Origin of the sequence: Streptomyces montanisoli (assembly GCF_017813245.1) — a bacterium.
In the GTDB taxonomy this organism is placed as follows: Bacteria; Actinomycetota; Actinomycetes; order Streptomycetales; family Streptomycetaceae; genus Streptomyces; species Streptomyces montanisoli.
Genome location: NZ_JAGIQL010000101.1, coordinates 1 through 25,749, shown reverse-complemented (window position 1 = coordinate 25,749; position 25,749 = coordinate 1). Strand labels below are relative to the sequence as shown.

29 protein-coding genes and 1 pseudogene are annotated in these 25,749 nt (G+C 72.5%); 14 read left to right on the top strand and 16 right to left on the bottom strand.

Translation table 11 applies throughout. The features are described 5' to 3' along the window. The 4 genes and pseudogenes from JFN87_RS22040 to JFN87_RS22025 form a co-directional block, all read right to left on the bottom strand. Positions 1 to 479: pseudogene (locus tag JFN87_RS22040) on the bottom strand (hypothetical protein); the annotation flags it as partial. A 177-nt stretch (positions 480 to 656) separates the two neighbouring features. Next, positions 657 to 1,784, bottom strand: coding sequence for an aminoglycoside phosphotransferase family protein (locus tag JFN87_RS22035; protein WP_209342512.1), 1,128 nt, complete (start codon positions 1,782 to 1,784; stop codon positions 657 to 659). Positions 1,785 to 1,861: 77 nt separating this feature from the next. Beyond that, positions 1,862 to 2,566, bottom strand: coding sequence for an HAD family hydrolase (locus tag JFN87_RS22030; RefSeq protein WP_209342511.1), 705 nt, complete (start codon positions 2,564 to 2,566; stop codon positions 1,862 to 1,864). Between the two features lie 116 nt (positions 2,567 to 2,682). Then, positions 2,683 to 3,552, bottom strand: a complete 870-nt coding sequence (locus JFN87_RS22025; RefSeq protein ID WP_209342510.1) for a GntR family transcriptional regulator — start codon at positions 3,550 to 3,552, stop codon at positions 2,683 to 2,685. 201 nt (positions 3,553 to 3,753) lie between these two features. Here JFN87_RS22025 and JFN87_RS22020 point away from each other — a divergent pair, with 201 nt between their 5' ends. From JFN87_RS22020 to JFN87_RS22005, 4 genes are all read left to right on the top strand, one after another. Next, positions 3,754 to 3,969, top strand: a complete 216-nt coding sequence (locus JFN87_RS22020; RefSeq protein ID WP_209342509.1) for a hypothetical protein — start codon at positions 3,754 to 3,756, stop codon at positions 3,967 to 3,969. A gap of 61 nt (positions 3,970 to 4,030) precedes the next feature. Beyond that, complete coding sequence (locus JFN87_RS22015) at positions 4,031 to 4,225, top strand: hypothetical protein (protein WP_307865549.1); 195 nt, start codon at positions 4,031 to 4,033, stop codon at positions 4,223 to 4,225. Between the two features lie 239 nt (positions 4,226 to 4,464). Continuing rightward, on the top strand, positions 4,465 to 5,022 hold the full coding sequence (locus tag JFN87_RS22010; protein WP_209342508.1) for a DUF3291 domain-containing protein: 558 nt from the start codon (positions 4,465 to 4,467) through the stop codon (positions 5,020 to 5,022). A gap of 38 nt (positions 5,023 to 5,060) precedes the next feature. Then, complete coding sequence (locus JFN87_RS22005) at positions 5,061 to 6,404, top strand: MFS transporter (RefSeq protein ID WP_209342507.1); 1,344 nt, start codon at positions 5,061 to 5,063, stop codon at positions 6,402 to 6,404. A gap of 31 nt (positions 6,405 to 6,435) precedes the next feature. Here JFN87_RS22005 and JFN87_RS22000 read toward each other — a convergent pair whose 3' ends face one another. From JFN87_RS22000 to JFN87_RS21990, 3 genes are all read right to left on the bottom strand, one after another. Next, positions 6,436 to 7,677, bottom strand: coding sequence for a GNAT family N-acetyltransferase (locus JFN87_RS22000; protein WP_209342505.1), 1,242 nt, complete (start codon positions 7,675 to 7,677; stop codon positions 6,436 to 6,438). Positions 7,678 to 7,782: 105 nt separating this feature from the next. Beyond that, a complete protein-coding gene (locus JFN87_RS21995) occupies positions 7,783 to 8,811 on the bottom strand; it encodes an asparaginase (RefSeq protein WP_209342503.1) in 1,029 nt (342 codons plus the stop codon). Positions 8,812 to 8,910: 99 nt separating this feature from the next. Next, on the bottom strand, positions 8,911 to 9,777 hold the full coding sequence (locus tag JFN87_RS21990) for an RsiG family protein (RefSeq protein WP_245180827.1): 867 nt from the start codon (positions 9,775 to 9,777) through the stop codon (positions 8,911 to 8,913). 179 nt (positions 9,778 to 9,956) lie between these two features. Between JFN87_RS21990 and dtd the strand changes: the two genes are divergently transcribed. Beyond that, the gene (gene dtd / locus JFN87_RS21985) at positions 9,957 to 10,442 is read left to right on the top strand and encodes a D-aminoacyl-tRNA deacylase (RefSeq protein WP_209342501.1); all 486 of its coding nucleotides are present in this window, start codon (positions 9,957 to 9,959) and stop codon (positions 10,440 to 10,442) included. A 73-nt stretch (positions 10,443 to 10,515) separates the two neighbouring features. On the opposite strand, the gene ygfZ is transcribed toward dtd, so the two are convergent. From ygfZ to JFN87_RS21970, 3 genes are all read right to left on the bottom strand, one after another. Continuing rightward, complete coding sequence (ygfZ, locus tag JFN87_RS21980) at positions 10,516 to 11,586, bottom strand: CAF17-like 4Fe-4S cluster assembly/insertion protein YgfZ (protein ID WP_209342495.1); 1,071 nt, start codon at positions 11,584 to 11,586, stop codon at positions 10,516 to 10,518. Between the two features lie 10 nt (positions 11,587 to 11,596). After that, the gene (locus JFN87_RS21975; protein WP_209342493.1) at positions 11,597 to 12,085 is read right to left on the bottom strand and encodes a Fur family transcriptional regulator; all 489 of its coding nucleotides are present in this window, start codon (positions 12,083 to 12,085) and stop codon (positions 11,597 to 11,599) included. A gap of 81 nt (positions 12,086 to 12,166) precedes the next feature. Then, the gene (locus JFN87_RS21970; RefSeq protein ID WP_209342490.1) at positions 12,167 to 12,754 is read right to left on the bottom strand and encodes a heme-binding beta-barrel domain-containing protein; all 588 of its coding nucleotides are present in this window, start codon (positions 12,752 to 12,754) and stop codon (positions 12,167 to 12,169) included. Between the two features lie 335 nt (positions 12,755 to 13,089). Here JFN87_RS21970 and JFN87_RS21965 point away from each other — a divergent pair, with 335 nt between their 5' ends. Together JFN87_RS21965 and JFN87_RS21960 are read left to right on the top strand one after the other, a co-directional pair. Beyond that, a complete protein-coding gene (locus JFN87_RS21965) occupies positions 13,090 to 13,461 on the top strand; it encodes a DsrE family protein (protein ID WP_209342488.1) in 372 nt (123 codons plus the stop codon). A 101-nt stretch (positions 13,462 to 13,562) separates the two neighbouring features. Continuing rightward, complete coding sequence (locus tag JFN87_RS21960; RefSeq protein ID WP_209342486.1) at positions 13,563 to 14,327, top strand: phosphoglyceromutase; 765 nt, start codon at positions 13,563 to 13,565, stop codon at positions 14,325 to 14,327. A gap of 113 nt (positions 14,328 to 14,440) precedes the next feature. Here JFN87_RS21960 and JFN87_RS21955 read toward each other — a convergent pair whose 3' ends face one another. After that, a complete protein-coding gene (locus tag JFN87_RS21955; RefSeq protein ID WP_307865548.1) occupies positions 14,441 to 14,959 on the bottom strand; it encodes a MarR family winged helix-turn-helix transcriptional regulator in 519 nt (172 codons plus the stop codon). A gap of 90 nt (positions 14,960 to 15,049) precedes the next feature. On the opposite strand from JFN87_RS21955, the gene JFN87_RS21950 reads away from it, so the two are divergent. Further along, positions 15,050 to 15,856 carry an oxidoreductase gene (locus tag JFN87_RS21950; protein WP_209342485.1) on the top strand — a complete coding sequence of 269 codons (807 nt, stop codon included), beginning with the start codon at positions 15,050 to 15,052 and terminating at the stop codon, positions 15,854 to 15,856. Positions 15,857 to 15,907: 51 nt separating this feature from the next. On the opposite strand, the gene JFN87_RS21945 is transcribed toward JFN87_RS21950, so the two are convergent. Beyond that, positions 15,908 to 16,426, bottom strand: a complete 519-nt coding sequence (locus tag JFN87_RS21945; RefSeq protein ID WP_209342484.1) for an HAD domain-containing protein — start codon at positions 16,424 to 16,426, stop codon at positions 15,908 to 15,910. Between the two features lie 60 nt (positions 16,427 to 16,486). Then, entirely contained in the window at positions 16,487 to 17,461 is a 975-nt protein-coding gene (locus JFN87_RS21940) for an AraC family transcriptional regulator (RefSeq protein WP_209342483.1), read from the bottom strand. A 74-nt stretch (positions 17,462 to 17,535) separates the two neighbouring features. On the opposite strand from JFN87_RS21940, the gene JFN87_RS21935 reads away from it, so the two are divergent. After that, positions 17,536 to 18,594, top strand: a complete 1,059-nt coding sequence (locus JFN87_RS21935; protein WP_209342482.1) for an SDR family NAD(P)-dependent oxidoreductase — start codon at positions 17,536 to 17,538, stop codon at positions 18,592 to 18,594. 54 nt (positions 18,595 to 18,648) lie between these two features. On the opposite strand, the gene JFN87_RS21930 is transcribed toward JFN87_RS21935, so the two are convergent. Together JFN87_RS21930 and phoU are read right to left on the bottom strand one after the other, a co-directional pair. Then, on the bottom strand, positions 18,649 to 18,837 hold the full coding sequence (locus JFN87_RS21930) for a hypothetical protein (protein WP_209342514.1): 189 nt from the start codon (positions 18,835 to 18,837) through the stop codon (positions 18,649 to 18,651). A 176-nt stretch (positions 18,838 to 19,013) separates the two neighbouring features. Next, positions 19,014 to 19,679, bottom strand: coding sequence for a phosphate signaling complex protein PhoU (gene phoU / locus JFN87_RS21925; RefSeq protein WP_209342481.1), 666 nt, complete (start codon positions 19,677 to 19,679; stop codon positions 19,014 to 19,016). Between the two features lie 250 nt (positions 19,680 to 19,929). Here phoU and JFN87_RS21920 point away from each other — a divergent pair, with 250 nt between their 5' ends. Together JFN87_RS21920 and phoP are read left to right on the top strand one after the other, a co-directional pair. Continuing rightward, positions 19,930 to 21,414, top strand: a complete 1,485-nt coding sequence (locus JFN87_RS21920) for a sensor histidine kinase (RefSeq protein ID WP_245180825.1) — start codon at positions 19,930 to 19,932, stop codon at positions 21,412 to 21,414. 5 nt (positions 21,415 to 21,419) lie between these two features. Beyond that, complete coding sequence (gene phoP / locus JFN87_RS21915; RefSeq protein ID WP_504739785.1) at positions 21,420 to 22,091, top strand: two-component system response regulator PhoP; 672 nt, start codon at positions 21,420 to 21,422, stop codon at positions 22,089 to 22,091. 51 nt (positions 22,092 to 22,142) lie between these two features. On the opposite strand, the gene JFN87_RS21910 is transcribed toward phoP, so the two are convergent. Further along, a complete protein-coding gene (locus JFN87_RS21910; RefSeq protein ID WP_209342479.1) occupies positions 22,143 to 22,844 on the bottom strand; it encodes a DUF461 domain-containing protein in 702 nt (233 codons plus the stop codon). 734 nt (positions 22,845 to 23,578) lie between these two features. Between JFN87_RS21910 and JFN87_RS21905 the strand changes: the two genes are divergently transcribed. From JFN87_RS21905 to ispF, 3 genes are all read left to right on the top strand, one after another. Beyond that, positions 23,579 to 24,061: a CarD family transcriptional regulator gene (locus JFN87_RS21905; RefSeq protein ID WP_003953493.1), complete on the top strand. Its 483-nt coding sequence runs from the start codon at positions 23,579 to 23,581 to the stop codon at positions 24,059 to 24,061. Between the two features lie 425 nt (positions 24,062 to 24,486). Further along, positions 24,487 to 25,233: a 2-C-methyl-D-erythritol 4-phosphate cytidylyltransferase gene (gene ispD / locus JFN87_RS21900; RefSeq protein ID WP_209342476.1), complete on the top strand. Its 747-nt coding sequence runs from the start codon at positions 24,487 to 24,489 to the stop codon at positions 25,231 to 25,233. Continuing rightward, positions 25,223 to 25,708 carry a 2-C-methyl-D-erythritol 2,4-cyclodiphosphate synthase gene (ispF, locus tag JFN87_RS21895; RefSeq protein WP_209342475.1) on the top strand — a complete coding sequence of 162 codons (486 nt, stop codon included), beginning with the start codon at positions 25,223 to 25,225 and terminating at the stop codon, positions 25,706 to 25,708. Before ispD ends, ispF begins: the two co-directional genes overlap by 11 nt. Positions 25,709 to 25,749: the final 41 nt, after the last annotated feature.

Sequence of the window (25,749 nt, the reverse complement as noted above, 5' to 3'; positions counted from 1 at the left end):
CCGGGGCCGCCCGACCGCGGCGCCGGCGGGGCCGTGTCCAGGACCCGGCACTCGGGGATGGCCGCCGCGCAGCGCGCGCACGTCTCCGCGATGCGCCACAGCCGCCCGGCGCGGTCCGCGTACACCGTCAGGACCACCGGGCCCCCGCACCGCACGGCGCTCGCGGCGGACCGGGCCGCGCCGCCGTGCCGTCCTTCCGGGGCTTCGGCCGTGTGCCACGCGCAGTCGGCGGCCCGGCACCCGCACCAGACGTCGCCGCGCGGCCCGCCGCCCTCGCGGATGCGGGACAGGTGCAGGTTGACGTGCTCGACGGCGGCCCTGCGCCCCTCGGCGGTACTGGGGAAGCGCCGGTCGTCGCAGGCCTGGCGGGAGCAGGAGAGCCGGACCGCTCCGGCGGCCAGGCGGCCGTGGGGGTCGAGCCGTACCACCCACACCCGTCCCGTGGCGCGTTCCTGCTGCGTGTCGGCCTCCGCCGTCATGTGCGTCTTCCCACCGTCGCTCGATCCGGATTGGTCTGCCGTCCCTGGGCGTGGCCATGGGACGTTCCCCATCATCGGGGCTGTCCGGCCGGTCGCAGGCCGCAGACGGCAACATTCACTCCTGCGGTACCCCGGCGGCCCGCCTCACGGTGTCCCTTCAGGCGGCCCGGGGCCGTCTCAGGCCGCCGACCAGGCCCCGTCGTCGGCGCGCCCGCGCCGCGGCGCCCTTGCGCTCCGGCCGCGCAGCCACTCCAGGCACACCGCCGAGACGCGTTCGGCGTCCGGCACGCGCCCGAGCCCCGCCGGGCCGCGCGCCGCGTGCAGGACGGCGTGGATCCGCGACGCCACCGCCCGCGCCACCGACGGGTCGTCGGGGGAGCGCGTCAGCAGGTACATGGAGCGTATGACGTCCGTATAGAGCGACTGGACGGCTTCGAGGCCGAGGTACACCGACAGCGCGTGCCGGTGGCCCGCGAGGGCGCCGGGGCAGCCGTCCTCGACCGCCGCACGCCACGCCCGGTATGCCGCCCGCCGCTCGACGCGGCGCGTGTAGCGCATCCGGGAGAGGTGGGTGGCGAGCTCGTACACGGGGTCGCCGTACAGGGCCAACTCCCAGTCGATCAGCGCGAGGCCGCCGTCGGCGCCGACGATGAGGTTGCCCCTGTGCACGTCGGTGTGCACGAGGACGAAGGGCCGGCGCCCCATGGCACCGGCCCGCGCCCGCACCCGGGCGAACGCGTCGCCCGGCACGCCGAGCGCGGCGAACAGGTCGCGGAACGCGTGCCCGTTCCTGCCCTTGACCTCGCACTCGGCGAAGTCGACGAGGGCGTGCAGGAATCCGTCGCAGTCGCCGTCCGCGGGCCAGCCGGGCGGCAGCGGCGGCAGCACGCTCCGCGGCACCGCGACCGTCTGCCTCAGCAGCCCGCCGACGCGCTCGATCGACGCGCGGGTGACAGGGCCGCCCGCGCCGCAGGCGGCCAGCATCGAGTCGCCGTCCGCGAACGAGTGGACGCTGAAGGCGGCACGCCGCGCCAGCACGCGCGGCGCGCCCGCGACCCGGCCCTCGACGGCGGCGAGCAGCTCGCTCTCCGGCCAGATCCGCAGGTTGAACTGCGGCGCGCGCGGGATCGGCACGCGCAGCTTCACGGGCGAGCCGGCCGGCAGCGCCACCGCGCCGGCGAGCGCGGTGGGCAGGGCGACGGCATAGTTGAAGTGGTAGTAACCGGTGAGGGGTTCGGCTCCCGTGCCGATCGACCGGAACAGCGCGTCCCAGGTGTCGACCGGGTGTTCGGAGACCTCGCGCATACGGCTCCCGCACTCTCTCGACGGAAGGTCCCCCGACGCAGCGCCCCGCCGCGGGGTCGCTCCACCGACCTTCGTTCTCAGAGTAGCGAAGGGGCCATGCCTCCGGAAGAACGGAAATCGGGGCCCTGATCCCCGCCGGTTGCCGTGCCCATCCCCGAGGCGAGCGCCGCGAGGTCGTCCGTCAGGTGTTCCGCACCGGCGTCCAGCAGGACAGCCCGCCTCTCCGGGCGCGTGCAGTAACCGACGAACACCGCACCGACCTTGGCGGCGGCCCACGCGTCGGCCGCCGAGTCGCCGATCATCAGGGCGTCCGCCGCGTCGACGCGCGTGGTGGTGAGCGCCTTCTCCAGGCTGTGCGGGTGCGGCTTCATCCTGTCCGGGTCGGCCGGCCGGCCCACGACCTCGGCGAAGTAGTGCTCCATGCCGTGGGAGCGCAGGTAGGCGGTCACCGCCGTACGGGAGTTGTTCGACACGATCACCTGGCGCCTGCCCGTGCCGCGTAGCCGTTCGAGGAGTTCGCGTGCGCCGCGCGTGGGCAGTGCGCGGCGGGCGGCCTTCGCCTCCAGCCGGTCGAGCGCCGCGCGTACGGCGTTGACGGTGCCCGCCGACGTCCCGGAGAACAGCCGGTGGACGGTCGAGCAGACGTCCAGCGGGTCGTCCATGTCGTCGAGGGCGGAGGTGTCGAGGCCGCGCCCGGCGACGAAGCCGCGCAGCTCGGCCGCGACCGACGGGGCGGGCACGCCGCTGAACAGGTCGCACAGGGGCCCGTCGAAGTCCCACATGACCAGGCGGGCGCGGGACAGAAGGGCGGCGGGGGAGTCCGGGGCGTGCGGGCCCGGAAGGGGGCCGGCGGAGCGGCCCCGATCAGGGCGGGGGGCCGCGCCGGGTGGTGAGGACGTCACGTCTGGCTGAAGTCCGCTTCTTGGGCGAGATTGTCCCAGTAGGAGTCGAAGAATCGCTGCGCCGTCTCCACCTTCACCGAGTGCTGTGGCGTGGTGTAGCGGAAGAGCGTCGCGTCCGCGGAGAAGGAGTCGGAGTCGAGGATGGTGAGCTCCGGCTCGCCCTTGGGTGGCTCGGGCTGCCACGTCGTCAGGGTGTAGTAGCCCTCGAGCAGCTGGTCGCCGTTCAGGAGATACAACTTCAGCGGCGGTGTAAAGGGCACGGTCCTGATCTGTACGGACACGTCCGCGACCAGCCCGCGGTCCCGCAGCGTCAGCAGCGAGTGCTCGAGGGTCTTGGCGTAGCGGATCACCATGTCGCGGTGGCGTGGCCGCGACCAGTCGCTGACCTGGCTCTCCTGGCCGTCGGGCAGGACCGCGCGCGGGAAGGCGAGCTTGATGCCGGTGATGTCGGGCAGCATCAGGCGCAGCCGGATGCTCTTGGGCTTGATCTCACGCTGCGTGATGAGGACGACCGGATCGCCGAGGTACGTGGCCATCGTCTCGGACGTCAGCGACAGCACGTCCATCGTGATCTCGTCGGCCTCGAACGCCTCGCGCAGGGCCGAGCGCAGGTCGCCGATGCCGGCCGCCGTCGCGGGGCCGACGGCCTCGCCGGGCTTGGCGACGACGACGGCGGGGCTGCCCTGCCCGCCGCGGATGAGCCCCTGGTCGGTCAGTCTGCGCAGCGCGGTCATCACCGTCGTCCGGGAGACGTTGCCGTAGGCGGTCCGCAACTCGGCCTGGGAGGGCAGGCGTTCGCCGACGGGGTACCGCCCGGAGGCGATGTCGGCCGTCAGCCGTCCGGCTAGTTGATCGGACTTGGTCATGCCGCACGCCTCGTATCACTGGCTGTCACGGCTTACTACCGTACAACTTCCTGCTCGGCAGTGCAGGTGATATGGCAGGCCGAACATGTGGTTGAAGCTGACCCTACAGGGAAGATACAAGATACCGGAGAACATGCTCTTACTTGTATCTAACTTGTTCTCTTGGGAGCCCGTACCACCTCCTCCAGGAGGGAGCACGACATGGACCCCTTCGGCATCTCCGGCATTCACGGCATCTTCGGCTTCGCGGTCACCGTCCTGGGGCTCGGCATGCGCGCGCTGCTCGGCTGGCCCTACGGGGCGGCCGGCCTGATCGGCCTCGCCCTGCTCCTGTTCGGCGCGCGGACCCGCCGCCGGCAGGCGGCCTGCGCGGGGGCAGTCGTCCTCGCGCTGGTCCTGGTGGCACCGGGCTCCTGACGGGCGACGGAGGAGGGCGAGCGCGCGGAGGAAGGCGAGCGAACGGAGGGAGGTGAACGACATGATGAAGTCGATGCCGGGCGTCGCCATCGTCGCGGCCATCGCGACGATCGGCTTCGAGGCGCTGGTGCAGTCCACGTTCGGTGCGATGGGTGTCGTCGGACTGCTCCTGCTCACCATCGGCGTGAAGGCCAGGAGCGTCGCGTGCGGATGCGTCGGTGCCGTGGTGCTGACGATGCTGTTCGCGGCGGCCTGACGAAGACCGGTGGCATCGGGCCCGTGGCACTCTCGTGCCACGGCGTATTGGTGACATCCGGAAGTCGATGACAGGCCTCAAGATCCTGCGGCACACTCGCCGGTGCACACCCGTGAGTCGAACGCGCCGAGGGTGCGCCTGCCCGATCGATCCGATGCGGCTCAGCTGTCCGACGCCTCTCAGTCGGCCATGAGCCGCTGCCGCACGCGGCCCCGGCCTACCCAGACTGGAGCAGCCCCATGCGAGTCGCCTTTACCACGTTCGCCGTGCTCAAGAACCCCTACCCGCACCCGGACAACGACGACTTCAACGAGCTGGAGCCTCTCGTCTTCGGCGCCTCCGGGACCAGCGCCGGGTTCGTCGCACGCGCCGAGGCGGTCGGCGGCGCCCGGACGCGGTGGACCAACTTCGGCCGCGACTACGGAGAATGGGGCGCGTTCCACGCCCCCGCCTTCTACACCGGCGGCCGCACCGACGAGACCGACGCCCGGGCCTCGACCCTCTCCCTGTGGACCGACCTGGAGTCGGTGCAGGCGTACGCCTACTCCGGCATCCACCTGCACGCGCTGCGCAATCGCGGCAAGTGGTTCGTCCGCATACCGCACCGCCTCTACGCGGCCTGGTGGGTGGCGGACGACGCCGTTCCGACCTGGCGCGAGGCCTGCGAGCGGCTGGAACACCTCGACGAGCACGGATCGACGCCGTACGCCTTCGACTTCCGCGACGCGTTCGACGCCGACGGGCGGTCGTACGGTCTCCGGCGCCCCGGCGGCCAGCCGGTGGCAGGCACTGCCTGACCCCCCACCAGCCAACCTTCACCGAAAAGGTACTGCCCATGACCGCGACCAACTCCGCCTCCGGGCCGCCCGCGGGCACCTCGGCCACCACCGGCCCCCAGGGGCCCGGGGTCAAAGCTCCGGGCCCCTCGCGCTCGCTGCTTCCCCTGCTGGTGGCCGCGGCACTGCTGCTGACGCTCGCCGGATCCGCGCTCAAGAACACCATGCAGGTCTACTTCCTGCCGATGGCGGACTCCTTCGGCGGCTCGCGCGGCGACCTCGCGATCGCGACCACGCTCTTCGCCGTCACCGTCGCCGTCGCCTCCCCGCTGGTGGGCGGCATCTCGGACCGGATCGGCGGGGCCGCCACGCTCGCCGTGGGCACCGCGCTGGCGGGAGCGTCGTTCATCGGCTGCGCGCTGACCGGTCAGCTGTGGCTGTTCGTGCTGGTCTACGGAGCGGTGGCGGCACTCGCCTACTCCATGCTGTCGTATGTGCCGCTCGGCGTCTTCGTCGACCAGCTCTTCCAGGACGGCCGCAAGGGCATCGTCTACGCGCTCCTGACCAACGGCGCCGCGCTCGGCTTCATCATCCTCGTACCGCTGTGGTCGTGGCTCTCCACGATCACGACCTGGCGCCAGGTCCTCCTGGTGACCGGTCTCGCCTTCCTGCTCGTCCTGACGCCGCTCGCCGTTCTCGTGGCACGCAGATCCGCGCGCATGACGCGGGCCGCGGCGGACGAGGACAGTGCGGACCGGCCGCAGCGCATGTCGTTCGCCGCCCGCCTCGCGGTCGCCGCGCGCCACCGCGAACTGCGCGTGCTCGCGGCGGCGTTCTTCGCCTGCGGGGTCACGATGGCCTTCATCGACGTGCACTTCATGCCGATGATGCACGACGACGGCATGAGCCACTCCACCAGCTCCACCACGATGATGCTGCTAGGCGTCTTCGAGGTCATCGGTGGTCTGCTCGCGGGCTGGCTCTGCGACCGCGGAGCCATCAAGTCCGTCCTCATCGGGGCGTACGCGCTGCGCGGCGCGGCCATGCTGCTGATCGCGACGGCGCCGTTTCCCGTGCCCGTGCTGCTGTTCGGCGTGATCTTCGGCGTCAGCTATCTCGCCACCGTCGTCGCCACCGCCATGTGGGCGGCGAGGGTGCTGCCGCCCGAAGTGCGGGGCACCGGCATGAGCCTGGTGTGGACCGTGCACGCGTTCGGGACGGCGCTGTGCAGCGAGGCCGGTGCCGTCGTCGCCGACGCCACCCACAGCTACCTGTGGGTGACCTCCGGCTGCGCCGCGCTCGCCGCCGTCGCCTGCCTGCTCGTCACCGCCCTGCGCGACCCGCGCCACGCGGCCTACGCGGCGCCCGCGCCCGCGGGAGCCGGTGCCGAGCCCGACGCCTGACCGCACGGAACCGGCAACGCCCCGGCAGGCGTCAGAACATGTCGGGGCACCACGGGCGCCGCGGCGTGTGGAAGAGGGACTCCGCGCGGGCCAGCGCGCCCGCCCGCTCCTCCGCCACCTCGCCGAGCGCGGCGAGGCGGGTCGGCGTCTCGTCGCCGAGGTAGAGCGCGCCGAGCGCGCTCACGTCGAGCGTGAGGTCGGCGGACTCGCGCGTAGGCGCGCAGGTGGCGCCCCCGGGCTCCGCGTCGAGGCGGTAGCGGCCGCCGGCCAGGCCGGCCTCGTCCCGTACGTCGAGGACGAGCGTGCCGTCCACCGCGTACGTGCGCGCCTCCAGGGCCCGCACGGTGTCGAGGACGCGCAGCCACAGGTAGTCGGCCGTCCCGGTCAGGCGCGCGGCGCGCGGGTCCGGCAGGTAGTAGGGGAGCAGGTCGTCCGGCGCGCGTTCGCCCGCGTTGACGCCCACGACCCAGTCGAGCGAGCACAGGAACAGCCACAGCGCGCGCTCACCCGCCGTGGTCGTCGCGTTGAGCCGGCGCACGGTGACGGTGTTGACCGGCTGCTTCGCCTCGTTCCACCGGCCGTCGACGGTGTACGCGGCAAGGCCCTCGACCTCGCCCGCGGCCGACCTGTACACCGCGTAGAACGGCTCCTCGAACGGCGGGACCGACGGCTCCTGGCCGGTGTTGACGCGCCACCACCGCTCGTCGCGGTCGATGGCACCCGGCTGCAGCACGCGCCACCGGTCGTGGAAAGCGGGGCCGATCTTGCGTACCTCGTCCGCGTCCACCAGGTCGATCCTGCCGCCGTCGTCGGGACCGGCCCAGCCCGGGCCGAGGCCCGTGCGCGGCACGTCGACGGACCAGCGCGCGGTGCGCGTCGCCCGGCCGAACCCGTACCGCCCGTAGATCCGGTACTCGGCCGCGATGAGCGTCGCGACGACCTCGCCGCGCTCCTTGGCGGCCGCGAGGTCGGCGCCGATCATGCGCGTCAGCAGCCCGCGCCTGCGATGGCTGGCCGTGACGGTGACGTTCGAGATCGCGTCGGACGGCACGACCGCGCCGCCGACGACGGTCAGCTCCTGCGGGAACGAGCGGTACGTGCCGACGCAGCGCCCCGCGTCGAACGCGCCCCGCGTGCGCGTGAGGTCCGTACCCGAGAGCCGAGACGCCACCACTTCGTCGGGCAGGGGCGCCGGGCTGAGGAAACCCGTGCTCACGGCGCGGCTCCAGTCGGCGAACTCGGACTCGGTGACCTGGCGGACTTCGACGCTCATGCGCCCACGCTAGGTGCCGCGCACGCCCCGGCGCACGCCGGTTTTCGCCGGCCGCCCGGCCCGTTCATGGCGGGCCCGTCAGAACGCGGCCCCGCACCCCTCCCGTCAGAACGCGGCCCTGACCTCGCCCACCTCCACGCCACCGCCCAGCACCGGCGACTTCGCGACGCGCGCCACGACGTCACCCTCCGCCTTCACGCCCAGACGCTCAAGGGCGGCGGCCATGACCGGGCCGACCGCGCGCGCGTTGCCGTCGTCGATCTTCAGGGCCAGCGCCCTGCCGTCGCCGAGCGCCACCGCCTGGACGGCCTCGGCGCCCGTCTTCGACAGCGCGCCGGGCACGCCCTCCATCAGCCAGGTGTCCGGGCGGCGCGTGCCGGCCACGTACGCCGGGTGCGCGCGCATCGCGTCCGCCACGCGGCGCTCCGGCGTGCCGGGGGCGGCGAGGACGAAGTGGCGGAAGGCGCGCGCGAGGCCGGTCAGGCTGATCGCCATCAGCGGCGCGCCGCAGCCGTCCGTGCCGGTCGCGGCGACCGGCTCGCCCGCCGCCTCCTCGACGACCGTGCGCACCAGTTGCTGCAACGGGTGGGACGGGTCGAGGTACGAGTCCGTGGGCCAGCCGTTCAGCCGGCAGGCCGCGAGCATCGCCGTGTGCTTGCCCGAGCAGTTCATCGCGATCTTGCCGGGCCTGTGCCCAGCCGCGAGGTAGGCGGCGGACTCGGTCGCGTCCAGCGGCAGGTCGGGCGGCAGGCCGAGGTCGTCCTCGGTGAGGCCGTACTCGGCGAGCATCGTGCGGACGAGGTCCAGGTGAAACGGTTCTCCTGAGTGGCTGGCCGCGGCGAGCGCCAGCCGCTCACCGCCGAGGTCGAGCCCGGCGCGCAGCACGGCGGCGGCTTGCATCGGCTTGTTGCTCGACCGCGGGAACACCGGCACGTCCGGCGCTCCGAGCGCGAACTCGACGCTCCCGTCCGCCGCGAGCAGGACCAGCGACCCCCGGTGACGGCCCTCCACGAACCCGGACCGCACGACCTCGGCGAGCACCGGAGGGACGGGCGCGGGGGCCGCGGTGGCGGTGGTGGCGGCTTCGCCTGCGGCTGCGGGTCCCGCGGCTTCGGGTTCTGCTGCGTGCGTCATGTCGTGCGGCCTTTCGACGTGCCGGCGCCCGGCCGACCGCGCGGCCCGCCGCGCCTTGTGGGCCCGCACGCGCCGCGCGTACTCCGCGCGCCCTGCGACTCAGGTGAGCAGGTCGTCCACCTGCGCTTCCCCTTCACGGTACCTGCGGGAGATCTCGGCGCTGCACCCGTCCACCGTGCGCTGCAGCTGGTGGCGGCGGCGCGAGATCTGCTGCTCGTTGCGTACGAGCCTGCGCATGGCCGCGTGCAGCTCGTCGTCCGTGCGGGCCGCGAGGTCGGACAGCTCGACCTCCGCGAGCGTCTGCGCCGCCAGTTCGCGGCACTCCGCGCCGCGCGGCGTGGACAGCGTGACGTGCCGCGCCGACTGGCGGTGGCGGGACGGCGTGTCGGAGAGGATCTCCGCCAGCCGCTCGACCATGGCCGCGTTCCTGTGCCGCGCGGTAGCGGCGGTGGCCGCGGTCGCCGCGGCGGGCGTGGTGTCCGGCTGCCCCGGGGCCACGGCGGGGACCGACGGGTCGGCCGACGGGTCGGCGGCCGGGTCGGCCGCCGGATACTGCACCGTCCGCTGGGCCAGCTCGTCGCGCAGGATGTCGATGCGCCCCTGGAGCAGCCTGCGCAGGTAGCTGAGGTCCGCCTCGTCGCGCTGGGAGTCGCGGCGCAGCGCGCGCAGCTCGTCGAGACCGAGCCCCGTGAAGTCGTGCGGACGCTGCGCCGGCAGCACGGGCCCGGCCGCGCCCGCGCTCGCGCCCGTACCTGCCGCGTCGGCGCCCGGGTCCCGCCCTCCGGGCCCCGGCCGGCCGTGTTCGCCCGCCGCGTGGCCCGTACACGCCGTCGTGGGGGCGCTCGGCGCGGCCCCCGCGTGGCGGTTGTCCCGCCCGCCCTGACCTGCCCGCTCGTCGCGTCCGGCGGGCTCGGCCCGTCCCGCCTGCCAGGCCTGCCCGGCCCGCCCGGCTCCAGATGTGCTCATCGCGCGTGCTGCCCCTCACTCAGCCCGGGGAATGACCCCACAGGGAACCCCCGTCCCTCGACCGGTCACGTACCGTCGCCCAACCGGTGCCGTACGCGATCGCCTCCGTGCATCGTGCCACTCCCGCACCCGCCGGTGCGGGCGATCCGCACCCGTTCGGCCCCGATAGGTTGGTCCGCATGCGTGCGGTGGTGCAGAGAGTCGACGGTGCGAGCGTGTCCGTGGTGTCCGGATCCGGCGAGGAGTCCGGCGCGGAGCCCGGTGCGGAGCCCGGTGCGGAGCCCGGCGAGGAGACGGTCGGCGAGTTCACGGGCGAGGGACTGTGTGTGCTGGTGGGGGTCACCCACGAGGACACGGCGGAGAAGGCGGCGCAGCTCGCGCGCAAGCTGTGGTCGATCCGCATGCTGGAGGGCGAGAAGTCCTGTTCGGAGACGAACGCGCCCCTCATGGTGATCTCGCAGTTCACCCTCTACGGGGACGCGCGCAAGGGCCGCCGCCCCACCTGGAACGCCGCCGCGCCGCGCCCCGTGGCCGAGCCGCTGGTGGACGAGGTCGTGGCGCAGCTGCGCGAGCTCGGCGCGACCGTGCACACGGGCAGCTTCGGCGCGCACATGCGGGTGTCGCTGACGAACGACGGCCCGTTCACGGTGCTGCTCGACATGTGACGTCGGCGCGCCGCGCACACCCGCCCACGGCTCGCCGGCTCGGCGGCGCGCCGTGGGCGGCAGGCGTACGGCCCTACGGCTCGACCACGGTCTCCTGCGCCGCCGCGGTGTCGCCCGCCATCAGCGGCGCGTCCACCGGCACGTTCCGCTTCACGAGCGCCAGCGCGATGGGCCCGAGCTCGTGGTGGCGCGCAGAGGTCGTGACGAAGCCGACCTGACGGCCCTCGGCCGCGCCCGCTTCTCCCGCGCCCCCGGCGCCGTCGCCCGCCCCGCCCTCGGGAGCCAGCCGTACGGGCGTGCCGTGCCCCGGCAGGTGCACCTCGCTCCCGTCCAGGTGCAGGAAGACGAGGCGACGCGGCGGCTTGCCCAGGTTCTGCACGCGGGCAACGGTCTCCTGGCCGCGGTAGCACCCCTTGTCCAGGTGGACGGCGCTGCCGATCCAGCCGACCTCGTGCGGGATCGTCCTGTGGTCGGTCTCCAGGCCGAGCCGCGGCCTGTGGCCCTCCACGCGCAGCGCCTCGTACGCGAGCGTCCCGGCGAGCGGGCCGTGCTCGCGCGCGTACGACTCCAGGCCGGCGCGCGGCAGGAACACGTCGCGCCCGTATGCGGTCTCCCGCACGGCGGCGCCCTCGGGCACCTCCGCGATGGACCCGGCGGGCAGGTGGACGACGGCGGTCTCGGCGGTGCGGTCGGCGACGTCGACGCGGTAGAAGAACTTCATGGACTCCAGGTAGGCGATCAACTCGCCCTGCGTGCCCGGCTCGACGTGCACCCACGTCGTCGAGCCGTCGTCCACGAGGTAGAGGGCGTGCTCGACGTGGCCGTGCGCGGAGAGCACGAGCGCCTCGGTGGCCTGCCCCGCCGGTAGCTCGCTGACGTGCTGCGACAGCAGCAGGTGCAGCCAGGTGAGCCGGTCGTCGCCGGTCACGGTGACGACGCCGCGGTGCGACAGGTCGACCATCCCGCTGCCGTCGGCGAGCGCGCGTTGCTCGCGGAACAGGTCGCCGTAGTGCGCGGCGACGCCCTCGTCGGGCGCCTCGCCGGCGACCGCGCCGACGCGGGAGAGGAGGGGGCTTGCGGGACCGGCGGGCGCGTCCTCGGAAGACGGGCTGCCGGCCGCGGCGGCGGACGTCGAAGGCTCCATACGTGCCAGCCTACGACGCTTCCGCGCCACCCTCCGTGGCCTGGGCGGCCTCGCCTCGGGCAGCCTCGGCTTGGGCGGCCTTGGCCTGCTTGCAGTCCCGGCACATGCCGAAGATCGCGAAGTGCCGCATGTCGGTGGTGAAGCCGAACGCCTCGTCGAGCCTCGCCGCGAAGTCCGCAGCGATGTCGACGTCCGTCTCGATGACGTCCTGGCAGTCGCGGCAGACGAGGTGGATGTGGTGGTCGCGGCCCGCCAGGTGGTACTTGGGGGCGCCGTGGCCGATGTGGGCGTGCGAGACGAGCCCCAGCTCCTCCAGCAGCTCCAGCGTCCGGTAGACGGTGGAGATGTTGACGCCGGACGCGGTCTTGCGCACCTCGCAGAGGATGTCCTCGGGGGTCGCGTGCTCCAGGGCGTCGACGGCCTCGAGGACGAGTTGCCGCTGCGGGGTCAGCCGGTACCCGCGCTGCCGGAGATCGCTCTTCCAGTCGGTGCTCACCACGCCCCCAGTGTAGGCACCGCGCGAGGGAAGCCCGATGGCTGCGTGAAGCCCGGGTCCCCCTGGCCGCGTGTGACCCGGGGCCTACTTGAAGAAGGCGATGCCGTCGTCCGGAAGGTCCCCGAGGTCCTTCGCCCACGTCTCGACCTGCTCGGCGGTCACGGTGGTGGCGCCGGCGACCTTCTTGAGCTGCGCCGACATGTACGGCCGTAGCGGCACGTCCGGGGTGGACTTCTCGCCGACCCACATCAGGTCGCCCTTGACGTACCCGTAAAGACGCTTGCCGCCGCTGTAGGCGCCCGCGCCCGCGGTGCGCGCGACGGCGTCGGTCGCGAGGTCGATCTGCGGCTTCTGGTCGGCGAGCTCGCCGTACCAGACCTCGACGACACCCTGGTCGCGGACCATCACGACCTCGACCTTGCGGTCCTTGTCCACCCGCCAGAAACCGGACTCGGTCTCGATGGGCCTGACCTTGTTGCCCTCGTTGTCGAGCGCCCACGTGTGCGAGACGTACTCGATGAAGTCCCGGCCGTCGTGGGTGAAGATCGCCTCCTGGCCGAAGTTGGCCTTCTCGTCGCCGGGGAAGTCGAAGACACCGGCGCCCTCCCAGTGACCGAGGAGGAAGGCGAGGGGGACGAGGTCCGGGTGGAGGTCGGACGGGATCTCGATCATGAGCGACTCAGCGTTCCTAGAGGGAGTGCGAACCGTGCCGCGGCCTGCGCGGCCGTGGCCCGGGGCGTGGCGTCCGGGCTCAGCGCTGGCCCTGGTAGAGCTTCTTGACGGTGAGCGCGGCGAAGGCGAGCACGCCGACGCAGACCAGGACGAGCAGAGCGGTGTAGAAGTCCTCAAGCACGGGGTGCTCCTCCGGATGGAAGCGGTACGACGGGCGGTACGGCAGTGCGGGCGGCCAGGGCCGCACCCCAGCCTAATGGGTGCGGCGCGGCCGCTCCTCCCGAGGTCCCGCGGGGGCCTCCTGGCCCTGCGGACCCCTGGCTACAGTTCGGCCCATGCAATCGGCGAAGAAGAAGCTCGTGATCAAGGTGACGGCCGGCGCCGAGGCGCCCGAGCGGTGCTCGCAGGCGTTCACGGTGGCGGCAGTCGCCGCGGCGAGCGGCGTGGAGGTGTCGCTCTGGCTGACGGGCGAGTCCGCGTGGTTCGCGCTCCCGGGCAGGGCGGCGGAGTTCGAACTCCCGCACGCGGCGCCCCTGCAGGACCTGCTGGAGTCGGTTACGGCGAGCGGCACGATCACCCTGTGCACCCAGTGCGCCGCACGCAGGGACATCACGGAGGCGGACGTCCTGGAGGGCGTGCGGATCGCGGGCGCGCAGGTCTTCGTCAGCGAGGTCATGGCGGACGACGCCAGGTCCCTCGTCTACTGACGCGCGGGGCGGCCCGCTGACGCGCGCGGGGCTGCCCGCCCGCCCGTCCGACCCGCGGGCGCCCCGGGGCCGCGGCACCCCGTTCGATTAGGCTCGGGGCCATGGCCGACGCACCGTACAAGCTGATCCTCCTCCGCCACGGCGAGAGCGAGTGGAACGAGAAGAACCTGTTCACCGGCTGGGTGGACGTCAATCTCAACGCCAAGGGCGAGAAGGAGGCGGTCCGCGGCGGTGAGCTGATCAAGGACGCCGGCCTGACCCCCGACGTCCTGCACACCTCGGTGCTCAAGCGCGCCATCCGCACCTCGCAGCTCGCGCTGGAGTCCATGGACCGCCTCTGGCTCCCGGTCCGCCGCTCGTGGCGCCTGAACGAGCGCCACTACGGTGCGCTGCAGGGCAAGGACAAGGCCCAGACGCTCGCGGAGTTCGGCGAGGAGCAGTTCATGCTCTGGCGCCGCTCGTACGACACCCCGCCGCCGGTCCTGGAGGACGGCGGCGAGTACTCGCAGAGCGACGACCCGCGCTACGCGACGATCCCGAGTGAGCTGCGCCCCCGCACCGAGTGCCTCAAGGACGTCGTCGTCCGCATGCTTCCGTACTGGTACGACACGATCGTGCCGGACCTGCTCGCGGGCCGCACGGTCCTGGTCGCCGCGCACGGCAACAGCCTGCGCGCCCTGGTCAAGCACCTGGACGGCATCTCCGACGAGGACATCGCGTCGCTGAACATCCCGACGGGCATCCCGCTGGTCTACGACCTGGACTCCGACTTCCACCCGGTCAACCCGGGCGGCACCTACCTGGACCCGGCAGCGGCGGCGGCCGCGATCGAGGCAGTGAAGAACCAGGGCAAGGGCAAGAAGTAGCACCAAGCCCTCGCCCCCGAGCCCTCGTGCTTAAGCCCCCGCCCGCGCTTTCGTCGCGGACGGGGGCTTGTTTGCGCTGGGCAGGCAGTGGCCGGGAAGCAACTCTTCGAGGCTCAGCGGGACTTGCGGTCGAGCGAGGACGGTGTGGCGCAGTGCTCCTCGCCGTCGGTGAGGTCGTCGCGTACGAGCATCAGCAAGTGCGTCAGCTCGGCACGCTGAGAGCCGCCCAGGGAACGGAAGAGGGCGTCCTCCACCTCGTGCTGTGCCGCCGTCGCGGCGCGCAGTCGCTGTTCGCCGTCCGCCGTGAGCACCACCACGTGGCGACGGCGGTCGTGTGCGTCGCGGGTGCGGGTGACCAGGCCCTCGGCCTCCAGCGGGTTGAGCTGGGTGACCAGGACGCTGGCCGCCGTGTCCGTCTCGGCCGCCAGCTCCGTCTGCGCGAGCGGGCCGCGGTCGTGGAGGAGCCCGAGGATGTGGAACTGCCGGGGCGTGAGCCCGTGAGCGGTGTGCGCGTCACGCAGGCGCCGCATCGCCTCGTGCCCGAGCAGGGCGAGCATCAGCCCTGGGCTGTTCCTGGGCTCGTCGTGCCGTGTCGCGGGTGGCGCTGCGGGCGCGGGGGATGCCTTGGTCACACCGGTACTTTACTCGACGAGATCGTGTAACTTCCTATATGAATAGTGAACGTTAACGATGTAGATGTCTCGTACGAGTCATGGAGTGCCATGCCTGCCACCACTTGCCCGCCCCTGCCGGATCCGGGCGCCGACCTGGACCTTCACGGAGCCCGTGCCGTCGTCACCGGCGGCACACGCGGCATCGGTGCGGCCACCGTTCGGCGGCTGATCGCCGCCGGAGCCCGGGTGGTCGCCATCGCCCGGCGTGAGGCCGAAGTGCCGGCCGGCGTGCAGTTGGTGACAGGTGACCTGTTCACGCAGGAGGGCGCCGAGACGGCGGCGCGGGCCGCGTTGGAGCTCCTGGGCGGCATCGACGTGCTCGTCGACAACGCCGGGCGGAACCGTCAGGTGCCGGACGGCGTCCTCGCCGCGTCCGACGACGACTGGCTGGCCAACCTCGACGCCAACCTGCTGTCCGTCGTCCGCGTGGACCGCGTGCTCGTGCCGCACATGACCGCGCAGGGACACGGCTCCGTCGTCCACGTCTCCTCGAACGCGGCCCGCTACCCGCAGCCCAACGGCGCGCCGTACGCAGCGGCCAAAGCCGCCCTCAACGCCTACAGCAAGAGCCTCGCCCTCGCCTGCGGGCCGCGCGGGGTGCGCGTCACCGCGGTCATGCCGGGCGTCATCGAGACCGACGCCGTCGAGGCCAGCCTCCGCCAGGCCGCCGAACGGACCGGCCGTGACCTGGAGGAGATCCGCAAGGAGTTCCACCAGCGCCTCGCCGCGCCACTCGGCCGCCCGGGCCGGCCCGAGGAGGCGGCGGAACTCATCGCCTTCCTCGCCTCACCCCGCGCGTCGTACCTCACCGGCATCACCGTCTCGGTGGACGGGGGGATCCTGCCCACGCTTTGAGCGGGACGGCCGGCGTCGGCTGCGTTGACGCGGCCCGCACCACCGGGGGAGTCAGCGATGCCCCGCAGTGTGGAGCCAGGCGGCGAGCGTGACGAAGTCGGCGTCCGCAAGGCCCTGCGCCGGGTCGACACGGTGCAGCAGTGACGGCCCGGTGTGGGCGGCGTCGACCCATAGGCGGTCCATGGCGCTGATCTCGTCGTCGACCCAGATGAACGGTCGGCCACTGGCCCACTCGACGAGGCGGCGGGTCTTCCAGTGCAGGCCGCGCGGACCCTCGTCAGCACGGGAGACCGGCCACTCCACCACGGGCAGCCTTGGCAGTCCGATGCGTGGGGAGACGACCTCGTTCGCTTCCTCCATCCAGGTTGTCGCCCATACGAGGTGGCATTCCAGTGCCATGAGGCGCGACCCCAGCTCAGGGGCGAGACGCGTCAGCAGAGGGTTTCCCTGGCCGATGGGCCCTGAGGTGTCGGCGGCAGCCGCCTGGGGGCGACCGGACGACGACCCGAATGGGATCAGTGGGCCATCGACGTCAAGGAAGAGGAGGGGACGACCCGTCGCGCTTGCCACGGCGGCACGATAGCCCGGCGCCACCGAGGACGCGGCGGTGCCTGGTCGGCGCCTGCCGGGTCAGGACGACGCCTGCGCCGGCGCGGACGCGCCCCGTGCGCGGTAGCGGTACCGCAGTGGCGACTCGCCGACCTCTCGTTTGAACGCCGTGCTGAACGCGCTCTCCGAGGCGTAGCCCAGCTCTGCCGCGAGTGAGCCGACGCGGACGTCGCCGTCCCGGAGCGCTTTTTCCGCGAGCGTCATGCGCCAGCGGGCCAGGTAGGTCAGGGGCGGTACGCCCGCCACCGTGCGGAAGCGTTCCGCGAATGACGTGCGTGACATGGCCGAGGCGTGCGCAAGGTCGCGCAGGCCCCAGGGTTTGCCCGGCGCGGAGTGCATGAGGTCGAGTGCCGGGCGCAGTTGTTCGTCGGACAGGAGCCGCAGCCAGCCCGGGGGCAGGTCGGTCTGGTCGATGTAGGCGCGCAGCACCTCGAGGAGCAGGAGCTGGCCGTACTGGCGGATCGCGAAGGCGGAGCCCATGCGGTCCCTGGTCACCTCGTCGAAGAGTCGGTGGAGCGTGCCGCGCACGTTGGCCGCCGTCGTCGCGGTCGTCGCGGTCGTCGCCGCGTCCGGCGCGGCCGAGCCGCGGACGTGTGCCACCGGCGGCAGCGCCTGCAGCAGCAGCGCCCGGCCCGCCTGGTTGAGCGTGACGTGGCCGCCCACGACGACGTCCGCGTCGCGGGCCGCGCCGAGCAGGCGTGTGGACGCGAAGTCCGCCTCCGGCGCGACCTCGCGGCGCGGGCCGTCGCCGGTGCCGCCCTCGGCGTGCAGCCACGACCGGCCGTTCAGGACGGCGACGTCCCCGCCGTCGAGTTCGAGCGGGCTCTCGACGCCGTCGGTGGTCAGCCGCGCCCGCCCGCTGACCACGGCGATGAACTTCAGCCCCTCGATCCCCGTCGCCCGCGACACCCACGGACCGCGCGCGGCGAATCCGCCCGACACCACGCTGCGGACCTCGACGAGGTCGAAGACCTCGGACAGTCGGTCGTCAGCCATGTACGTACTCTCGCGCAAGAAATCCGGATCCACAAGTATTCAGAGTCCGGCACGGCGAGCGCAGGGTGGAGGGCATGGCACACAACACCGCACCCGCACCCGCACCCGCACCTGCACACAAGCAGCGCCCCATCGGCTCCGGCTTCACGGCCGCGTCGACGACCGACGACGTCCTCGCCGGCATCGACCTCTCGGGCGTGAACGTCGTCGTCACCGGCGGCCACAACGGCATCGGGCTCGAGACCACCCGTGCGCTCAGCCGGGCCGGCGCCTCCGTCACCGTCGCGTCCCGCAACCCCGATCGCGCGGCGGCGAAACTGGCCGGGATCGAGCGCGTGGAGGCGAGCCGGCTCGATCTCCTCGACCCCGAGTCGGTCGACGCGTTCGCCGCCCGGTACGTCGCCTCGGGCCGCCCGCTGCACATCCTCGTCAACAACGCGGGGCTCATGGGCGGCCCGCTGGTGCGTGACGCGCGCGGCTACGAGTCGCAGTTCGCGACCAACCACCTCGGCCACTTCCAGCTCACCCTCGGCCTGCTGCCCGCGCTGCGCGCCGCGCACGGGGCCCGGGTCGTCAACCTGACGTCCGGCGGACACCGCGTGTCCGGCATCCGCTGGGACGACCCGCACTTCACCACCGGCTACGACGACATGGGCATGCTCGGCTACGGCCAGTCCAAGACGGCCAACGTGCTGTTCGCCGTCGAACTCGACCGCCGCTGGGCCGCCGAGGACATTCGCGGATACGCCGTGCACCCCGGGATCGTCTTCGGCACGAGCCTCGGGCCCTGGCACGCCGAGGGCGACGCGCAGGCCTCCCTGATGAGTGACGAGATGCTGCGCGCCATCGGGCTGATCGACGCGTCCGGCCGGCCCGTCATCGATCCGGAGAACGAGAAGAAGACGCTCCAGCAGGGCGCCGCGACCAGCGTGTTCGCCGCGACCAGCCCCCTGCTGGCCGGGATCGGCGGCGTGTACCTCAAGGACAACGACGTATCGCCGCTGGACGAGGACCCGAAGCCCATCGACTTCGAGACCGAACCGAACCCTCCGGCCACCGTCGTGCCGCACGCCATCGACCCCGCGTCGGCGCGGCGGCTCTGGGAGCTGAGCGAGCGGCTGCTCGAAGCGTGACGGGTGAGGGGGCCGGGGTCCCGGTACGGGAGCGGCCCCCTCGAAGCGAGCGCGTCAGCAGCCGCCGCCGCACTGGCACGGGCCGCCCGACTGGCAGCCGCAGCCGCAGCCGGAACCGCAGCCGCAGGCGCCCAGTACGGGCAGGCGCGGGCGCTCGGCGGCGCCGCCGCGCGGGGCGTCGGCGTCCGTCGCGCGCGCCGCGCGCACCGTGCGGGACTTCGGGGACGTGGGAGATTCGGCCATGGTCTCTCCTCGGGTGAGTCCGTGCTGCTGGAGGACCCCAGCAGCACGGGGCTTCGCAGAGCCCGTCATCCATTGGACGTCCCCGCCCGGCCGTTCCTCAACGGCGCGTGACCGGCGCATCACCGGCGCACTTGAGCAGAGGCGCGGCGCGAAACGGCGCGAAAACAGGGCCGAGCTCAGCCGGCGTCCGTCTGGAGCTCGTCCGCGTGCTCACCCGTCACCAGGTACACCACCCGCTTCGCCACGGATACGGCGTGGTCGGCGAACCTCTCGTAGTAGCGGCCGAGCAGCGTCACGTCCACCGCCGTCTCGATGCCGTGCTGCCAGCGGTCGTCCATCAGGTGCTGGAACAGCGTGCGGTGCAGCATGTCCATCTCGTCGTCGTCCTTCTCCAGCTGCATCGCGAGGTCGATGTCCTTGGTGATGATCACCTCGGCCGCCTTCGCCATCAGCCGCTGCGCGAGCTGCCCCATCTCCAGCAGCGTCGCCTGCAGGTCCTGCGGCACCGCCGAGTCGGGGTAGCGCAGCCTGGCCAGCTTCGCCACGTGCTGGGCGAGGTCGCCGGCCCGCTCCAGGTCCGCGCTCATCCGCAGGGAGGTGACGACGATGCGCAGGTCCGTCGCCACCGGCTGCTGCTGCGCGAGCAGCGCGATGGCGCGCGCCTCCAGCTCGTGCTGGACCGTGTCGACGTCGGCGTCCGCGGCGATCACACTCTCCGCGAGCTTCAGGTCGGCGTCGAGCATGGAGGTCGTGGCACGTCCGATCGCGGACCCGACCTGCCGGGCCATGGCGACGAGGTCGTCGCTAATAGAGTCCAGTTCCTCGTGGTACGCGTCCCGCATGGGTGTGTCCCTCTTCCAGCGCCACGGCGCTTGACGTCCCTGCTGCGAAATGGCGGGGAATGGTGGGCGTTCTCGGCGGCGGGCGAGAACGCGCCCGCCCCCGGAGCACAACGCTGGCCCGGGTACGCGTCGGGGGCCTCCCGCCGAAGTGAACCGGCCCTTTCCCCTCGGTGAACTCTGGGCGACGAGTGTTCGAGTACACCCTCGGACGGCTGGGACAGTGTCAGTGGGCCCGCTTAATCTGATGAGCATGGACGTGAACGCGGCGGTCGCCGCACTGGCAGCGATCGCCGGAGCGTGCACCGGCGTGATCGCCATGCTGGCGTTCCGCTGGAGCGAGCGCGATCAGGCGAGGTCCGCCCGTGTCTCGCCGCAAACGGACGCGGTCCTGCCGCCCGGTGTCGACACGGTCCTGTCCGTGCTCCGCTCCTCGGCCGTCGTGCTCGACGAGGGTGACGCCGTTGTGAAGGCCAGCTCGGCCGCCTACGCGCTGGGCCTTGTCAGGGGCGGGCAACTGGCGGTCGAGCCGATGCTCCACCTGGCGAGGGACACCCGCAGGGACGGCGAGATACGGCAGATCGAGCTCGATCTGCCGCGTCGCGGCTCCGGCAGGGGAGACGTGCTCGCGGTCTCCGCCCGTGTCGCCCCGCTCGGCTCCCGCCTGGTGCTGCTCCTCGTGGAGGACCTGACGGAGGCCCGCCGTACGGAAGCGGTGCGGCGCGACTTCGTCGCGAACGTCAGCCATGAGCTCAAGACGCCCGTCGGCGCGCTCTCGCTGCTGTCCGAGGCCGTCATGGACGCGTCGGACGACCCCGAGGCCGTCGAGCGTTTCGCGGGGCGCATGCAGATCGAGGCCACGCGCCTGACCAACCTCGTGCAGGAGCTCATCGACCTCTCCCGGGTGCAGAACGACGACCCGCTGGAGTACGCCGAGCCGGTGGGCGTGGACGAGCTGGTCGCCGAGTCCCTCGACAGGTCGCGGCACCCCGCCTCCACGAAGGAGATCACCCTGGTGTCGGGCGGCGACGCCGGCCTGCGCGTGTGGGGCAATCGCGGCCAGCTGGCCGCGGCCCTCGGCAACCTCGTGGAGAACGCCGTCAACTACTCGCCGGCCCGCACCCGCGTCGGCATCGCGGTCTCGCGTGTGTCCGCGCCGGACGGCGACCTCGTCGAGATCGCGGTCACCGATCAGGGCATAGGCATCAGCGAGAAGGACCGTGAGCGGATCTTCGAGCGCTTCTACCGCGTCGACCCGGCACGCTCGCGCGCGACGGGCGGCACGGGGCTCGGCCTCGCCATCGTCAAGCATGTGGCCGCGTCGCACGGCGGGGAGGTCACGGTGTGGAGCTCGGAGGGGCAGGGGTCCACGTTCACGCTGCGCCTGCCCGAGGCGGGTGCCGCGAGGGACACGAGGGACCGGGCGGCCGGTCCTGGTACGGGCGCGTCCACGGCCGGCCCCACCGCGAGCGCCCCGCCCGCCGCCGCGCCCCCCGCCGGGTCCTCCGGCGACCCGCACGCCGACGGCCAGGACACCGGCCACCGCCAAGACGGCGGTGGCTTCCACGACAGCCACACCAGCGAGACCAGCAGCACCAGGAACACCAGCAGCACCAGGAACACCAGCGACACCAGCAACGACCGCAACGACCCCAGCCGCCCGGAACCGAGCGGGACGGCCCGCAGCCTGGTGCTGGATACTCCGCCCGTGATTCTTGCCCCGGAGGTCCTTCCGTGACCCGAGTGCTCGTCGTCGAGGATGAGGAATCCTTCAGCGACGCCCTTTCCTACATGCTCCGCAAGGAGGGCTTCGAGGTCGCGATAGCGGCCACCGGGCCCGCGGGGCTCGACGAGTTCGAGCGCAACGGCGCCGACCTCGTCCTGCTCGACCTGATGCTGCCCGGCCTGCCGGGCACCGAGGTCTGCCGCCAGCTGCGCGGCAGGTCCAACGTCCCGGTGATCATGGTCACCGCGAAGGACAGTGAGATCGACAAGGTCGTGGGCCTGGAGATCGGGGCCGACGACTACGTGACGAAGCCCTTCTCGTCCCGTGAGCTCGTCGCGCGCATCCGCGCCGTGCTGCGGCGCCGCGGCGAGCCGGAGGAGGTCACCCCGGCCGCCCTTGAGGCGGGTCCTGTGCGCATGGACGTCGACCGGCACGTGGTGACCGTCTCGGGCGGCAAGGTCGACCTGCCGCTCAAGGAGTTCGACCTGCTGGAGATGTTGCTGCGCAACGCGGGCCGCGTGCTCACGCGCATGCAGCTGATCGACCGCGTCTGGGGCGCGGACTACGTCGGCGACACCAAGACGCTCGACGTCCACGTCAAGCGCCTGCGCGCCAAGATCGAGCCGGACCCCGGCGCCCCGCGCTTCCTGGTGACGGTGCGCGGCCTGGGCTACAAGTTCGAGCCGTAGGGGCAGGGGTTCGGACGCGTGTGCCGAGGCTCAGCCGGTGATCGCGGAGGCTCAGCCGGTGATCCCGGAACCGCCGCCGGCGGCCGACGTCGACGACGAGGGCGAGCCGCCCGTCGAGGTGGAGCCCGAGGCCGACGAGGAGCTGTTCGGCGTGGCGGAGCCCGTCGTGGACGCGGACGGCGAGCCCGAGGGAGACCCCGAGGGCGACCCCGACGGCGACGCGGGGGCGCTCGGCGTCGGCTTGGCCGACGGGCCCACCTTGCTGTAGTAGCTGGTCGCCGGCACGACGAGGGCACGCACACCGATGTCGCCGGTCTTGCTGAGCGTGAAGACGACCTTCTCGGCGTCGCCGTTCTTTGTGGTCGCCAGGCCGCCCTTGATCATCGCGGACGCGTGGCCCTTGCCGCCGAGCTGCACCGAGCCCAGGCCGGGAACCGTCACCGCGCCACCGCCCTTGGCCGGCGACAGCTTCACGACGGCGCCAGTGCCGGGAAGCTGGATCGACTGCAGCGTCTGCGGCGTCCTGCTGGTGTTGAAGATCTTGCCGGTGACGGCGGCGGGGCCGGCCGCACCCGGCTTGGCCTGCGTGACCACCGTGACGTTCTGCAGCTTGATGGCCCCCACGGACGTGGCGGCGCTGTCCGGCTCGATCTCGCTGGTCTGCGCATTGTTGCCCGCGGCGCACGCGGCCAGCGTGGCGAGGGGGAACAGAAGGGCAGTCGCGGCGAAGCCGCGTCGAAGGCTGCTGCTCACGGCGGCGGCATCTCCTTGGACGTACGGGGATGGGACGTGCGGTGCGGGTCGTGCGGGAGGCGGCTGTCGCTTCCGTGCCCATGCGTAAGCGCGGGCTAAAGCTGCCTCAGCGGCCTCAGGTTACCGACCCGTTGTCGCGGCCCCGCACCCGACCCGCCCCGTCCCGCATCCGGTGCCGCACTCCGGTCGCTGATCTCCCGGTACGCCGGGGTCCTTCGCATAAAGGTGGGTGATCGATTTTCCCGGTGTTCCCCGAGCGCTTCCCTGTTGCTTCCCCGCCGGTTCCCCGTCGCTTCCCCGAGTGCGGGAATTCCGTCGATTTTCCGCGGTGACGAGCGGAGTGATCGAATTCGGCGCCGGTCGCCCGTCGCGTGCGCCGCCGGCGTCTCGTACGCCGCAACTCCCGCAGGCGTCACGGAGCGGCCGGACGTGATCTCCGTTGCAACCCGTATGGATCACCGAAAGTCGAACACAGTGTGGAAACTTTGCCGTCACGAAACAGACAAAGTAGGGCATTCGGCCGCTTTGGCGGGTGTTGTGCGCCGCCCGCCGGGGGCGTTTCCGTGCGCCCGCGCAGCGCCCATGACCTGCGAATACCCACTTCCGTAAGCCGGGTGCAGCACGTTCGCATGGTTGTTGTCAAGCCCCGAGATGCGGCCTGACCTGCGAAAACGCCATTCAGATGGAGGCATTCTCGTGTTACCCTGGATAGCCACGGAAGGGGTACCTGTCACATGACGTTCAAGGTTGGCGACACCGTGGTCTATCCCCATCACGGGGCCGCGCTGATCGAGGCCATCGAAACTCGCCAGATCAAAGGCGTGGACAAGACCTACTTGGTGCTCAAGGTCGCTCAGGGCGACTTGACAGTGCGCGTACCGGCGGACAATGCGGAGTTCGTCGGAGTGCGCGATGTGGTCGGTCAGGATGGGCTGGACCGGGTCTTCGAGGTGCTCAGGGCACCGTACGCCGAGGAGCCGACGAACTGGTCCCGTCGCTACAAGGCAAATCTCGAGAAGCTCGCCTCCGGCGATGTCATCAAGGTCGCGGAAGTCGTGCGTGACCTGTGGCGTCGTGAGCGCGAGCGCGGACTGTCCGCCGGCGAGAAGCGCATGCTCGCCAAGGCGCGCCAGATCCTGGTGAGTGAACTCGCCCTCGCGGAGAACACCAACGAAGACAAGGCCGAGGCTCTGCTCGACGAGGTCCTCGCGTCCTGAATGCACCACGCGGTGCCGCCTGCCCGCCGGTGTGCGTGTCATGCGTGCGTGAATGCTGCGCGCGATGATTCGCGAAAAGCAGTGAAGTGAAGTGTCGTGGTGCCCGTTGACCGACGGGTCGGCGACGTGACGCGACGAGCGAAGTGCCTTCCCCTACGGGAGGGCTCCGCCGCCGTGGATCGTCGTCACCGTCGCGTTGCCGGGCGCCGCGGCATGTCCGTACGCCCCATCCCCGTCCGACACCCGGTGTACATCCCCCGTTTCCGTCTCTCGCCAGAGCTCTCCGCCTGGCTGCCTCCACACACAGTGGCGGCGCGGCAGATCTCGACCTTCGGTCACGGAAGGGTCCGGTCAAGGCGCCGCGCCCGGCACGCTCAGGCCATACCCAGGTCGGTCGCGGATACAAACCTGCCGGAGTTCACCCGATGCCAGACGAAGCCAGTCCGCACCGCACAGCGGCCGTGATCCCCGCCGCCGGCCGTGGCGTGCGGCTCGGCCCTGGCGCCCCCAAAGCGCTTCGCGCGCTGGGCGGCGCCCCCATGCTCATCCACGCGGTCCGCGCCATGGCGGCGTCCCGGGCCGTCGAACTCGTCGTCGTGGTCGCACCGTCCGACGGCGCGCCCGAGGTCAAGAACCTCCTCGACGCGCACCCGCTGCCCGACCGCACCGACTACGTCGTCGTGCCCGGCGGCGACACCCGCCAGGAGTCGGTCGCGCTCGGCCTGAAGGCCCTGCCGGACGGCATCACGACGGTCCTCGTCCACGACGCCGCGCGCCCCCTCGTCCCCGTCGATGTCGTGGACGCCGTCGTCGAGACCGTGCGGGCGGGGGCCCAGGCGGTCGTGCCTGCGCTGCCGCTCGCCGACACCGTCAAGCAGGTCGAGCCGCGCGGCGAGGGCGTGCCCGAGCCGGTGATCGCCACGCCCGACCGGTCCACGCTGCGGGCCGTGCAGACGCCGCAGGGTTTCGAGCGCGGCGTGCTGCAGCTCGCCCACGACACGATCGGCCACACCGGCGAGGGCGCCACCGACTGCGCAGGCATGGTCGAGCGGCTCGGCTCGCCCGTGGTGGTCGTGCCGGGCCACGAGGAGGCGTTCAAGGTGACCAGGCCGCTCGACCTGGTACTGGCGGAATCCGTCCTGGCGAGGAGGCGCGCGAACGATGAGTTCTGAGCTGCCGCAGGTCGGCGTCGGCACCGACATCCACGCGTTCGAGGAGGGCCGGCCCCTGTGGTGCGCGGGGCTGCTCTGGGAGGGCGAGGGCTCCGGCCTCGCGGGCCACTCGGACGCGGACGTCGTCGCCCACGCGGCGTGCAACGCCCTGTTCTCCGCCGCGGGCATCGGCGACCTCGGCGCCCACTTCGGCACGGGCAGGCCCGAGTGGTCCGGCGCGTCGGGCCTCGCGCTGCTGGCGGAGGCCGCGCGCATCGTGCGCGAGGCGGGCTTCGTCATCGGCAACGTGGCGGTGCAGGTCGTCGGGCCAAGGCCCAAGATCGGCAAGCGCAGGGACGAGGCGCAGAAGGTACTGAGCGAGGCGGCGGGCGCGCCGGTGTCCGTCTCGGCGGCGACCTCGGACGCGCTGGGCTTCACGGGACGCGGCGAGGGCCTCGCCGCAATCGCGACGGCGCTGGTCGCCCGCACGGCCTGACCCCGCCCGCGGGCCGCGCCGCTCCGGGCCGCGCTCGCACG

Excerpts from the sequence above, each read along its gene's own strand:
- JFN87_RS22035 (WP_209342512.1), bottom strand. The coding sequence starts at position 1,784 with ATGCGCGAGGTCTCCGAACACCCGGTCGACACCTGGGACGCGCTGTTC.
- JFN87_RS22030 (WP_209342511.1), bottom strand. The coding sequence starts at position 2,566 with ATGTGGGACTTCGACGGGCCCCTGTGCGACCTGTTCAGCGGCGTGCCC.
- JFN87_RS22025 (WP_209342510.1), bottom strand. The coding sequence starts at position 3,552 with ATGACCAAGTCCGATCAACTAGCCGGACGGCTGACGGCCGACATCGCC.
- JFN87_RS22020 (WP_209342509.1), top strand. The coding sequence starts at position 3,754 with ATGGACCCCTTCGGCATCTCCGGCATTCACGGCATCTTCGGCTTCGCG.
- JFN87_RS22015 (WP_307865549.1), top strand. The coding sequence starts at position 4,031 with ATGATGAAGTCGATGCCGGGCGTCGCCATCGTCGCGGCCATCGCGACG.
- JFN87_RS22010 (WP_209342508.1), top strand. The coding sequence starts at position 4,465 with ATGCGAGTCGCCTTTACCACGTTCGCCGTGCTCAAGAACCCCTACCCG.
- JFN87_RS22005 (WP_209342507.1), top strand. The coding sequence starts at position 5,061 with ATGACCGCGACCAACTCCGCCTCCGGGCCGCCCGCGGGCACCTCGGCC.
- JFN87_RS22000 (WP_209342505.1), bottom strand. The coding sequence starts at position 7,677 with ATGAGCGTCGAAGTCCGCCAGGTCACCGAGTCCGAGTTCGCCGACTGG.
- JFN87_RS21995 (WP_209342503.1), bottom strand. The coding sequence starts at position 8,811 with ATGACGCACGCAGCAGAACCCGAAGCCGCGGGACCCGCAGCCGCAGGC.
- JFN87_RS21990 (WP_245180827.1), bottom strand. The coding sequence starts at position 9,777 with ATGAGCACATCTGGAGCCGGGCGGGCCGGGCAGGCCTGGCAGGCGGGA.
- dtd (WP_209342501.1), top strand. The coding sequence starts at position 9,957 with ATGCGTGCGGTGGTGCAGAGAGTCGACGGTGCGAGCGTGTCCGTGGTG.
- ygfZ (WP_209342495.1), bottom strand. The coding sequence starts at position 11,586 with ATGGAGCCTTCGACGTCCGCCGCCGCGGCCGGCAGCCCGTCTTCCGAG.
- JFN87_RS21970 (WP_209342490.1), bottom strand. The coding sequence starts at position 12,754 with ATGATCGAGATCCCGTCCGACCTCCACCCGGACCTCGTCCCCCTCGCC.
- JFN87_RS21965 (WP_209342488.1), top strand. The coding sequence starts at position 13,090 with ATGCAATCGGCGAAGAAGAAGCTCGTGATCAAGGTGACGGCCGGCGCC.
- JFN87_RS21960 (WP_209342486.1), top strand. The coding sequence starts at position 13,563 with ATGGCCGACGCACCGTACAAGCTGATCCTCCTCCGCCACGGCGAGAGC.
- JFN87_RS21950 (WP_209342485.1), top strand. The coding sequence starts at position 15,050 with ATGCCTGCCACCACTTGCCCGCCCCTGCCGGATCCGGGCGCCGACCTG.
- JFN87_RS21940 (WP_209342483.1), bottom strand. The coding sequence starts at position 17,461 with ATGGCTGACGACCGACTGTCCGAGGTCTTCGACCTCGTCGAGGTCCGC.
- JFN87_RS21935 (WP_209342482.1), top strand. The coding sequence starts at position 17,536 with ATGGCACACAACACCGCACCCGCACCCGCACCCGCACCTGCACACAAG.
- JFN87_RS21930 (WP_209342514.1), bottom strand. The coding sequence starts at position 18,837 with ATGGCCGAATCTCCCACGTCCCCGAAGTCCCGCACGGTGCGCGCGGCG.
- phoU (WP_209342481.1), bottom strand. The coding sequence starts at position 19,679 with ATGCGGGACGCGTACCACGAGGAACTGGACTCTATTAGCGACGACCTC.
- JFN87_RS21920 (WP_245180825.1), top strand. The coding sequence starts at position 19,930 with ATGGACGTGAACGCGGCGGTCGCCGCACTGGCAGCGATCGCCGGAGCG.
- JFN87_RS21905 (WP_003953493.1), top strand. The coding sequence starts at position 23,579 with ATGACGTTCAAGGTTGGCGACACCGTGGTCTATCCCCATCACGGGGCC.
- ispD (WP_209342476.1), top strand. The coding sequence starts at position 24,487 with ATGCCAGACGAAGCCAGTCCGCACCGCACAGCGGCCGTGATCCCCGCC.
- ispF (WP_209342475.1), top strand. The coding sequence starts at position 25,223 with ATGAGTTCTGAGCTGCCGCAGGTCGGCGTCGGCACCGACATCCACGCG.